At 42.0% G+C, this 10,275-nt stretch carries 8 protein-coding genes, 1 tRNA gene and 1 pseudogene; 1 reads left to right on the forward strand and 9 read right to left on the reverse strand.

The window, feature by feature from the left end:
* Window positions 1-147: 147 nt before the first annotated feature.
* Window positions 148-232 (forward strand) — tRNA-Ser (locus tag H8S65_RS13980).
* Window positions 233-339: 107 nt separating this feature from the next.
* Here the strand turns inward: H8S65_RS13980 and H8S65_RS13985 are convergent.
* From H8S65_RS13985 to H8S65_RS14025, 9 genes and pseudogenes are all read right to left on the reverse strand, one after another.
* Window positions 340-768, reverse strand: a complete 429-nt coding sequence (locus tag H8S65_RS13985) for a GNAT family N-acetyltransferase (RefSeq protein ID WP_118337323.1) — start codon at window positions 766-768, stop codon at window positions 340-342.
* 48 nt (window positions 769-816) lie between these two features.
* A pseudogene (locus tag H8S65_RS13990) lies at window positions 817-1,419 on the reverse strand (sugar O-acetyltransferase); the annotation flags it as partial.
* A gap of 387 nt (window positions 1,420-1,806) precedes the next feature.
* A complete protein-coding gene (locus tag H8S65_RS13995) occupies window positions 1,807-3,210 on the reverse strand; it encodes a mobilization protein (protein ID WP_118422572.1) in 1,404 nt (467 codons plus the stop codon).
* Between the two features lie 211 nt (window positions 3,211-3,421).
* Window positions 3,422-4,378, reverse strand: coding sequence for a DUF8464 domain-containing protein (locus H8S65_RS14000; RefSeq protein ID WP_186930545.1), 957 nt, complete (start codon window positions 4,376-4,378; stop codon window positions 3,422-3,424).
* Between the two features lie 214 nt (window positions 4,379-4,592).
* Window positions 4,593-5,669, reverse strand: a complete 1,077-nt coding sequence (locus tag H8S65_RS14005) for an AAA family ATPase (protein ID WP_186930546.1) — start codon at window positions 5,667-5,669, stop codon at window positions 4,593-4,595.
* A 14-nt stretch (window positions 5,670-5,683) separates the two neighbouring features.
* Window positions 5,684-5,992 carry a DUF3853 family protein gene (locus tag H8S65_RS14010; RefSeq protein ID WP_118422574.1) on the reverse strand — a complete coding sequence of 103 codons (309 nt, stop codon included), beginning with the start codon at window positions 5,990-5,992 and terminating at the stop codon, window positions 5,684-5,686.
* A 224-nt stretch (window positions 5,993-6,216) separates the two neighbouring features.
* The gene (locus H8S65_RS14015) at window positions 6,217-7,254 is read right to left on the reverse strand and encodes a hypothetical protein (RefSeq protein ID WP_118422575.1); all 1,038 of its coding nucleotides are present in this window, start codon (window positions 7,252-7,254) and stop codon (window positions 6,217-6,219) included.
* An 11-nt stretch (window positions 7,255-7,265) separates the two neighbouring features.
* A complete protein-coding gene (locus tag H8S65_RS14020; RefSeq protein WP_186930547.1) occupies window positions 7,266-8,555 on the reverse strand; it encodes a PDDEXK nuclease domain-containing protein in 1,290 nt (429 codons plus the stop codon).
* Between the two features lie 63 nt (window positions 8,556-8,618).
* Window positions 8,619-9,902, reverse strand: a complete 1,284-nt coding sequence (locus H8S65_RS14025; protein WP_118422577.1) for a site-specific integrase — start codon at window positions 9,900-9,902, stop codon at window positions 8,619-8,621.
* Window positions 9,903-10,275 lie beyond the last annotated feature (373 nt).

Consider the following 10,275-nt stretch of genomic DNA (forward strand, 5'->3'; position numbering starts at 1 on the left):
CAATAAAAAGACACAAACGTTTATCCTCAGTGGTTAAAAGAAAAAGAATAGAGTGAAAAGAAAAATATTCACCACCAAATTTGGTTATAAAAAAATAATCACTACCTTTGCACCGCAATCGAAACAAACAAGGTTGCAAGACATATTGGAGAGATGGCAGAGTGGTCGATTGCGGCGGTCTTGAAAACCGTTGAACCGAGAGGTTCCGGGGGTTCGAATCCCTCCCTCTCCGCAATAAATGCTGAAAATCAGCAAATTGCAAAACAAACACCCAATTTTACACCCAAGAATGTAAAGTTGGGTGTTTTTGTATTATTTAAGAAATCGTGTTCTATGTGCTTATAAGAATTTGCGGCGCATGATAAAATTTGTCAGCTCCAGTTTGTTTGCCCTATACTTCTGTATTTTGACTATTTCATATCCCTTCTTCTCAAAGAACGGTCTGGCTGTCAGGCTTACTTCGGATGTGATTTCAACAACTCCCAATTGCTTGGCAATGCGTTCAACTTCAGAAAGAAGCTGTGTGGCCACGCCTTTGCCTTGCCAGTCCTTGTGTACGAACATGGAATGCAGATAGCCGTCCTTATTCATGGATGAAAAGCCTACCATGTGGTTCGCTTTATCAAAAGCACCTATAAAATGATTGTGTGACAGAAGCTCTTTCAAATGCTCCACACTGTCACCACAAGATGCCCAATCTTCTACTTCTTCTTTTGTATAATGTCTGATATTAACATGCAGTACGGTAGAGCGGAATAATTCCTGCATTTCGGGAATGTCCTTTTCTTCGAGTGGGAGAAGCCTATATTGAGGGTTTAACCATTTAATCACTTTGCATGGATTTCCAACGGCAACACAATCAGCCGGAATAGATTTGGTCACTACACTTCCGGCACCAATCACACTCCCTTTTCCGATAGTGATTCCTGCAAGAATAATGCTGCCGCCACCAATCCATACATTATCTTCTACTGTAATAGGTAAAGCCTTTGTCCTGAAAAATAGTTTCCTTGAATCTTCCTCCCAATTTCTCACAAACCGTTCCTCAAAATTTATCGGATGAGTAGCTGTGTAAAATTGCACATTTGGAGCAATCAAAACCCTATTACCAATATGAATCAGATTTTCATCCATCATTGTACAGTTATTATTGATAATGGTTTGTTCACCAATAAAGATATGTTTTCCGCATTGGCAAGTAAAGTTCTGTCCTACACTTGAATGATTACCAATGCTTCCCAACATTTTGGAAAGAATTTCTTTCCTTTCATATTCTACCGTCTTTATGTCATTTAAGACACATAAATAGTCTTTTGTCCTGTTTATCATTGCTAACACTTCTGTATCCAAATAGTTACAATATTCTCCTGACAAAAAACGTTGGTAATTGCTTATTTCTTTATTCAATTCATTTACCATTATGAACTCATCCTTTGTTTCTTTTACTATTCTGAATCCCAACTTAAATATATTCTTAATTCAGGTGTATTTATAATCTCTCTTGGGGGAGTTTCCATTCCTTTTGGGATGAAAATAGCCTCATAAAGAAAATCTCTTAATAAGAAAGATTCCTCTTGATATAAAGGGCGGATTCTGTAATTTATTGTATTGCTCATATTGTTCACACTTTCGTTTCAAATCTGACATATTGTTTTTGCTGTATTTTCAGATACCAAATTGGTTGATTGCAGCTGTTATCCATATAATTCATTTTTTAGTAATGCCATAAAGATACAAAAAAGGAGCGACCAAAATGCTATTTGACTACTCCTTTCGGTTATATTTGAACTATTTAACTTTAACGAATTACAATTTGAATCCTCTGCTTTTTCTTGGTTCTTTCACTGATTGTCGTAAACCTTGCCGAAGTTTCTCCCATTGCTCCTTAAACCATTCTCCGATTGGTTGCCTGTTTACGGTCAGTACCAATTTATTCTCATCAACCGAACTTTTCTCAACCTTGAAAGTGTCATTCTTGATTTCAAATTTTCGTCTATGTTCTTCGGAGTAAAGTTTTCCGCTACATCTGATAGCTTCCTTTTTGTTCAAAAGACTGTTTACCATATCTTTGGTAAATCCGATGGCATAGCATAGTCTTTCCATTCTCAACATTTCTTTTAGCAATGGAAACCAGTTGAACGCTTTTTCAAGAATGGTATTCAATCGTGATATTTCCTTGTCTTTGGCTTCAAGCTCTTGATTATATATTCCTTGCAGGTTACGAATCTGCTTGCCGTGCTGTTCCTGCATTTGTTGCATCTTAACTTTTAATTCATCAATGCCCTTGTCACGTTTGGCAATTTCATGACGTAAATTCTCGTTAGATTGTTCCAAATCTTTCAATTTACCGCTGCCGAAAAGAGAACCTACACCGTTGGTTATGGCAGTGGCTACATCGGTGGCTGTCTTCTTTAGTTTGTCTGTGCGTATCTCTGCTTTTACCTGTTTGAGTTCCTGTTCGGCAAGGCTTACCTGTTGCTCCTTGTATATCTTGGTTTCCTCTATACGTTGCAGTTCGGCTTTCTGCTTCTCAATGATGAAGTCGTTTCGTTCCAAATGCTCCTTACCTGTAACAGCTTTTGCCTGCCCACGTTCCATCAGGAGAATATCGGAAGCAAGGGTCTGCATGGTTGCCATATCCTCGTCATTGAGCTTTCGGCTCTTTCCGGTTTCGTGGTTCATCCAGTCAAATACGATATGAGCATGATAGTTCGGCTTGAACCATCTGCTTCCGATTTGAAAGCTTTCTTTGTCTTCCGCTTCCGGCTGACTGTTCAACCAATGCCCTTCATCTTTGTGCAGGAAAATCTGTAGCGGAGTGATGCCCCAGCGCTTTTGGCATTCTTCACCGAATTTGCGTACATCAGCCAGTGTGGTGTCCGGTCTGATAAGTAACACTCCTTCACGAATGGGTGAACATCCCGCCACCTTGATAATCTTTCCATTCTTTCCCTTACGTTCCCTCTCCTTTTCCTGCATGGCACGTCCGGTCTTTTCCTTGACCATCCGTTTGATGTTGTCATAGTGTGTTCGCAGTTCAGAAGTGCCGAAGTCGGGATTTATCCACTGCTCGTTGTCGATGGAGAGTTCGGGAACGACATAGATTCTGGACTCCCCGATGTTTCGCATATACTCGGCAGTCCTTCGGTTGTGTGCCTCGCTCGATGCGATGTTGCAAGGCTTGATATGTATGCTTGATTTTGTTGCCATAGTTTCTTTTTTTGTTTACATTAGATTATTTTGCCCACTTTCGCAGAGGGGTTCTTAGGGGTACAACCCATAAGCGGAGATTGCAAAGAGAGGGTCACTCTTTGCTCGGGGTTCTCAGGGGTGAAACGCCTTGAGTGGGTTATTAGGGCAAAGCCCTAATCCCCTCGGGAGAGCCCACAACTACGAAAGCGGAGCGTGTAGTTATAGTGGGCTATAACCGAAAGCCGTTTTTCTTTTTCGGTGATTGGCTGCGCACCTCTTTGACGGACAGGGCTTGCCTTTTTCTTTCAGCCTGTTTCTGCAAGTATTCATTCAAGTCCTTGCATCCGCTGTAAGTCTGCGAAGCGTCACGGATGTATAGGTCTCTGCCGTATTCCTTGCGGATTTGTCGGAGAGCTTCCATGCCTGCATGGTCGTTGTCGAAAAAGCAGTGGATGCGTTCGTATCTGCCCAACGGATAGAGCGCCTTGTTCACATTCGATACGGAGTTCAATACGATGTAGTCCTGTCCGTCCAGCTCCGGATAATTCGGGCTGCTCTCCTGTCTCAAGGTCAGAAAGGAGAGATAGTCCATGAACCCCTCGAACACATAACAGGTATTCCTTGCTTTTCCCGATTGTCTGATGTGGGAGATTTCCTTTGGGGCGATGCAGCCCTTGAAATAGCGGTTGCGAACCTCATATCCACCCGATACGTTGGGAAAGGCGATGGCGAAATACCGCTTGCTGTTGTGGGCGAAACGAGCTTCACTGCATTCTCTTTTCGCCAGCTCCGTATTTACTCCTCTTTCCTGCAAGTAGGCAAACAGGGCAGGAGATGATAACGGAACTATTTCCAACTGTTGGAAGCTCGGCTCGGAAGAGCTTTGCTTTCCAAAAGAGAAAGATACCGGGCGCACATGCGGTGTCTGCTCCGCTATCCGTTTCAAGATGTAAGGTACATGGTCGGTAGCGTACAAATGTGCAGCCAGTTCTATGATGCCACCACCTTTACCCAAACCGAAGTCATACCATTGTTCACGTTCGGTATTTACTTTGAACGACGCTTCAGTCTCTTCCCGAAACGGAGATTTGTACCAAAGGTTGATACCTTGTTGTTTTACTGGTGAATAACCCAAACTGTGCAGATAATCCGCTATCCTGATTTGCTTGGCTGTCTGTATATCCATAAAATGATTGTTTTAGTAGTTGGTGAATTGGTTTATTTTTCTTTTCGCCCGTACCTTTTCAGAAAGTACGGTCTATAATCACTTCACTAAATTCTCGTATATATAGAATACGGTAATAAAGTGAAGCGATTTAGTCCCATTTCCCTGAAATCACTTCGCTTTATCCTTAATATATAGACCCACAGAATAAAGTGAAGCGATTACAAGCAACAGGCTAATAGTGAAAGTCGGGCATGAATGTGTATTTTCTGCCGTTCTCCTGCACTATCATCCGCTTGTTGCGAAGCATGGTGATGAGCAGTACCGCCTTTTGATGGTTCAGCTTTACACCTATTGACGTATAGCTTTTGATTAAAGCATCTTCCAGTTCCTTGTAACCGTATTCCTCTTTCAGCCCGAAAACGGCTTCCAATGCGATACGATGCTGCTGTTCGGTGATATGCCTGTAAGGGTCGAACTTTTCTTCCTCGGGTCTTCCCGGTTTCCTGCTTTCTGTTTTGTAGCCCTCTATGAGTTCTGGGAGGGCACTATCGTTGATGCGAAAGGCAAAAGGCTCGAAATCCATTGCCCGGATGTGCATGGCGGAAACACTGCTTATATCCCCGTTGCTCTTGTCCTTTTCCACCAGCAATACAGTTTCCGCTTTATTGCTCAACTCCGTGCCGATATGCCCTCTCGCATTCTCATCCCCTTTGTTCTGGTGCAGTATCGTATGGATATGTATCTGCCTGTCGTCCGTCCACTGCATCAGTTTGGATATGATGCGTGTGGATTCGCCGGGACTGTTGATATCATATACCATGTCACGGATACCATCTATGATTACAAGCCCAATGTCGGGCGTATTATAGATAGCCTGTTCGACAATCTTTATACGCTGCTCAGGTGTGTATTTTCTCAAGGCGAGAAACTCAAGGTTCTCATTATCCCTGTCATCAGGCAAGCCAGCCATCCGTAAAATACGTTTCATGACTTTCAGGCAATGATAAGGACTTTGCTCCGTATCAACATAAAGCACTTTCCGCTTCCCGTCGGAGAGTTCCGCTACATACCGCAACACTGTGCCATTCTTCAATGCAGCGGCTACAATAGCCGAAACATTGAATGTCTTTTTACTTTTGGCTTTGCCGATGGATGCACTGAAATTGCCCAATGTCCCAATGACAGAACCATGCACTTTGAGGATTTCAGGTGCTTTCTCATAACTTTTCGACAGACTCAAACGTGAGGCTTGCCAAAGGATTATGGCTTCTTCTGCCGATATATCCTTAGTTTCTCTTATATAGTCCATAGCCATGTCTCCCGTTATTTCCGTCCTCCTGTTTTCTTTCCGGCAAGTTCAAGGGCAAGCTCCACATCCACGATAATCTTGCGCCCTATCTGAGTGATTGCCTTGTCAATCTTTCCGCTTTTCTTGATGCGGTTGGCGGTGGGCAGACTGCACCCGAACAGTTTGGCTATGCCCAGTATTCCATACACATACTTTCTTTCTGCGTCCGTAACGGGCTGTGGCTGCGTTTCCGTTTGATGGGAAGCGTGCTTGCTTAGGAATATGAACTCTTCGCCTGTCATCTGCCAGACGGGTTTTGATAATAACTCTTGAAGATTTGTCATCGTCCAATCAATTTAGTCGTTTAACAATCAGCCCTGCGCACTGGCTGTTATTTCTGTTCTCGAACGATGCAAAATTAGGTGGGGGCGTAAGTGGTAAGGATGTGGTTGATATAACTGGAGTGTATTGTTATTTATCTGAATATCAGATAATAAAAAATACCACTCAAAAATTAATTTGAGTGGTAAAAGTGGTTATTTCGTAAAATGTCAGGGTGTATCACGGATTATCGGAATATTGCGTCCATTTCTTTGGCAAACTTTTGGTTGCTGTCGCTTGGAAAATCGGAAACAGGTTCCTTGTATTTTGACTTATAGTAGTTCTCTTCAATATCCAGCATTTTAAGGATATTCTTCTTCCAATTTTCCCTGTCAAGTTTGTGAAGTTGTTCGCTCATTAGGAATATCAGATAACAGACACGTATTTTCTCTCTCGGCTTTATTTTCAGCTTGCATTTGCCGGGGCGCAGATTCATACAAGCATAGAAATCATATTCGGAAATATTCTCGAATTGTTCTCCTACGCAGGTCGTGTGAACGAGCGAAAGCAACTTCCTGTCGAAATACTCGTGTTGTTCCTCTTTGGGTGCTTCCTCTTGTATATCAGGTTCGCTTGGTTTGGTTAGTTCTTCCGGTTTATCTTTAGCTACGGGAATATATTTTGCTAATATTTCCATAAAATGAAGACTCAACTTGTAAACATCTCCGCAGCAGTTCTCTATATATTGGAAAGCCTCTTTTCTTGCTTGCTTTTGCAATTCATAAAGCCTGTTCAGTTCTTCTTTTTCTTTCTCATATTCAGACTTGCAGCGTTCATATTCTTTTTCGGCTTGCATTTCTTCTTCTGCCGAATGTTTCCTGTAACCAATGGAATCATACCTGTTGTATGCTTCATTCAAAGGCTTGCTTAATTTTTGTGTAACCTCCAATTGTGCCTTTATATCAGTATCATATCTGCCAGCGAAGTTGTAGCACACACGAGAAATTATCTCATCATCAAACAATGGGTGTTTTTCATAAATCAATATGTTTTTCTCTATCTCGGTTCTCAGGCTGTTGAGAATCAGAGTGTACTGTTCTTTCTGCTTGTCATGTACCAATTCAAGGATAGCTGCTTCAAAAGCTTTTGTATCATTGTATTGCTTGTAGAAGTTCGTGATGAATTTCTGCTTGTCAAAAGAGAAAGTATGGCTGACAATAAAGTCACTGTATATTCTGTTGAGTTCACCGTATTGGGGAATCATAATCTGTATTTCTGCTGCCATATACGCTTGGTTTATGGATTCTTATCTTTATCAAGAAAGGAAGCCAGTTCTTCTTCCACTTCTTCTATACTTGGCAGGGCTGATTTTAAGTTCTCAGGTATAGCCTTGCTCAGTTGGTAATCGCTGATGCCTATCGGTTGGTCGTAGCCTGTCAATGCGTATTGCGCTACAACTTCGTCTTTTCCCTTGCACAGCAACAACCCGATAGTCTTGTTGTCATTCTCTCCCCTCAGTTTGTCATCCACAACATTGATGTAGAAGTTCAGTTGCCCCGCATACTCTGGTTTGAATGGGGTAGCCTTTAATTCCACTACGATGTATGCATGTAGGGGAATGGAATACAGAATCAGGTCGGCATAGAAATCGCTGTTACCAATTTGAAAATGCTTCTGTCGGGCAACGAAAGCAAAGCCATTGCCCATTTCCAGCAAGTAACGGGTGACGTGCTTAACCAGTTGTTCTTCTATGTCCCTTTCGTCTGCCTTTTCCTTAGTTCCAACCAAGTCAAAGATGTACGGGTCTTTCAGAAGGTAATTGGCAAGGTCGCTTTGAGGTGCAGGAAGCGTGGATGTGAAATTGTTTACCTTATTATTGCTGATTTGTCTGCTATACAGATTGGTTTCAATTTCTATTTTAAGAACATTGCTGCTCCAGCCCATTTCCACGGACTGTTTCATGTACCAATATCCTATGCCTAACGGTAATGAGCCATCAAGTATAACCATTTGGCTTGCCCAGTTTATTCTGGCGACAGGGGAGTTCAAGAAAATTTTTTCTATCTCCATAATCCCCATCCTGTAAATGGCAGAAACGGTTTTCTCTACGTCCTGAATTTGCGCAGGAGCTTCCTGCGTAAATTCTAAAGACTGACAATCAGTGGATTGCATTTGCGCAGTAAGTTCCTGCGTAAATTGCTTGTCGTTCAGTTTCAATACTTCGTTTGTCACATTCTGTATGTTTGGAACAGATAGTCTTACATCCGTATCAATGAAACTTCTTAGCACACTCAGCGGATATGTCCGTGCGAATTGGCACATATAAGTAAGGTTGCGTTCCGAATAGCCTTTCTTTTCGGGATAATTGAACCGGATAGCCTTTGCCAATTGCTTGATGATTTTACTTCCCCACCCATGCTGTTGCTGATGATAGAGAATATAGTTGCCCACTTTCCAGTAGTGGAACAGCATTTGCGCATTGGCTGCGACAATCAGTCTTACTTGTGCCTGTTCTATTTCCGAACCGACTGCGTGTATGAACGCATTTAAGTCCGTTTTTTCTATGTTGGATTCCTTGTTGTTCATATTGTGATAATGGTTTCTGCAAATATACTTATTGATAACTGTTTATGAAACTAATTGATACTTTTATAGTTGATTAAATTTGTTCATGGCGTTTGCCCTGATGTCATCTGCTATGTCAATGTAGGGTTTCATGGCTTTGTAGTCACTGTGTCCCGTCCATTTCATGACCACCGGTGCCGGAATTCCGAGTGCCAACGCATTACAGATGAAAGTCTTTCTTCCGGCATGGGTACTTAACAATGCGTATTTGGGCGTGACTTCATCTATGCGCTCATTTCCCTTGTAGTAGGTTTCCCGTACAGGTTCGTTGATTTCCGCCAGTTCACCCAGTTCTTTCAGATAATCGTTCATCTTCTGATTGCTGATGACGGGTAATGCCATGTGGTTCTCGAAATGAACATCCTTGTATTTTTCAAGAATCGCTTTGCTGTGGTCGTTCAGTTCGATTATCAGGCTGTCCGCAGTCTTGACTGTGGTGACTTCAATGTGGTCGGGCTTAATATCACTTCTTTTAAGATTACGAACATCCGAATATCGTAAACTCGTGAAACAACAGAACAGAAAGACATCCCTGACACGTTCCAAATACTGCTTGTCATGTGGTATCTGATAATCTTTCAGCTTGTTCAGTTCATCCCATGTTAGGAATATTACCTTTTTAGGGGTTGTTTTCAATTTTGGTTTGAATGCGTCGTATGCAATGTTCTGATGATACCCTTTTTTGAAGCTCCAATGCAGGAACCATTTGAGAAATCCCATCTGCTTACCGATGGTGCTGTTCCTCATGTCCTTTTTGTCACGCAGGAAGTTCACATACTCGTTCAAGCCGAACTCGTTGAAGTATTCAAAGGTTACATCTTCCTTGAACTCTTTGAGGTGGTTTTTCACTGCTGAGAATTTCTCGTAGGTGGATGCCGTCCAATTATTCTGGTTGCCACACTCTTTTACAAACTCATCGAACACTTCCCAAAAACTTATCTGCGCTTCTTCCTGCTGTTCTTCACTGCTGTCTTTCATCCGCAGATTGAACGCATCCTTTAGCTGTTGGGTGGTGGGCATGGTTTCCTGTACCTCAAACTCCTTGAACACGTTTTGCATTTCGGCATAGTATTTCAGTAAGTCCGCATTGATTTCGGATGCGCTTTGTTTCAGCTTGTTGGTGCATCCATTCTTTACCCGTTGTTTGTCGGCATCCCATTTGGCTACGTCAATCCGGTAGCCTGTTGTAAACTCGATGCGTTGGCTTGCGTATATGACACGCATACGGATAGGCACGTTCTCCACGATTGGCACACCGTTCTTCTTCCGGCCCTCCAATGCAAAAATGATGTTACGTTTGATATTCATATTTGGGTGCGTTTGAATTTCTACACCCAAATATACACCCAAAAATTGAAATAGCAAAAGGTATTTAGAAAGATTTAGATTTACTCTGCATTGTATATAATATATGATTATCAGTGATTTGCAATTTTATGATATTTTTTGAAAGCGTAGGTTCGAGAGCCTCTTTCTCCGCTGAACTGACCGAAAAAGGGGCTGTCCAAAAAGTGTGACAGCCCCTTTTGCTATTGTTTATTTCGGTAAAAAGTAGTATCTTACCGTTGCAAAAAAACAAACATTATAGCAATGGCTAAGATAGTATTTAAAGAGTTAACATCCAACCAAAATGTACTTTTTCCGGTTAGTTTATCGGAAAAGATAGCTCCCAATCATCCCG

The organism is Parabacteroides hominis (assembly GCF_014287585.1).
In the GTDB taxonomy this organism is placed as follows: domain Bacteria; phylum Bacteroidota; class Bacteroidia; order Bacteroidales; family Tannerellaceae; genus Parabacteroides; species Parabacteroides hominis.